Genomic DNA, 977 nt, shown 5'->3' on the forward strand with positions numbered 1-977 from the left:
TTCCGTGCGCACCAGGCCCGGATGGCCGGGGTGGTGTTCGCGGACAGGTTGTCGCAGATGATGTAGATCGGTGCCCCGTCCGGCCTGGCGGCGCGGATCGTCTTGAACGCCGCGAGGGTGTGGTCGCCGCCTTTGCGGCGGCGCATGACACCCCAGAGTTGGTCGTCTGCGAGGCTGTAGCAGCCGTGGAAGTAGCGGATGCCGTGGGTGCGGGTGTAGGTGGCCGGCAACCGGTCCGGGCGTGTCTTTGCCGACCAGGAGTTGCCGTGGTGCGGGCGGATCGACAGCGGTCCGAACTGGTCGAAGGCGAAACACCGGTCCGGGAAGGCGTTGGTGACCTGCTCGATCCGGTCCAGCTTGGCTTCCTTGTTCGGATCAGTGGATTCCTTCCAGGTCCGGGTGCGTTGGAACGTAATACCGTTTTCGCGCAGCAACTGCCGTAGCCGTTCCCGGCCGACGACGACCCGCCGGTCGGGGTTGGTGGTCAGGTAGTCGGTGAGTTTGCGGATGCTCCAGCGGGTGAACGGGCGGCCCACCGTCTTGGGCCGCCCGGTGGCCGTCGCGACGATGAACTTTTCGTCGTCGGTGGTGATTCGGCGGGGACGGCCTCCCGCCCAGTTAGGGTCCAGTGCACGCAGGCCGATCTCGTTGAAGGCGTGGATCACGTCCCGGACGGTGTCCTCATGCGCCGCGACCAGGCGTGCGATCGCCGGCACCGGTGTCCCGGACGCCGACGCCATGATGATCATGGCGCGGCGGACCCGGATCGTGCCGTGCTTGCCCCGCCGCACGATCTGTTGCAGCCGGCGGCCTTCCTCGTCGGTCAGCCGCCGTGCTCGTACCGGCTCAGCCATCCACCCACCTCACGCTCGATAGCGATGTGCTCGCTATCGAGCGTGCAGGCGATCTAACCGGAACCGACCGACCACGCCCGGCGTGTCAGCAAACCCGGTGAACGTTTCTGGTCAGCGCACTAG

The 977-nt window shown here is 67.0% G+C and carries 1 protein-coding gene; it reads right to left on the reverse strand.

Annotated elements, in window-relative coordinates:
* Positions 1-854: IS630 family transposase (locus QMG73_RS46125; RefSeq protein ID WP_281906513.1), on the reverse strand; the 854-nt coding region annotated here is incomplete at its 3' end.
* Between the last annotated feature and the right edge of the window lie 123 nt (positions 855-977).

Origin of the sequence: Phytohabitans aurantiacus (genome assembly GCF_027923225.1) — a bacterium.
Classification (GTDB): Bacteria; Actinomycetota; Actinomycetes; order Mycobacteriales; family Micromonosporaceae; genus Phytohabitans; species Phytohabitans aurantiacus.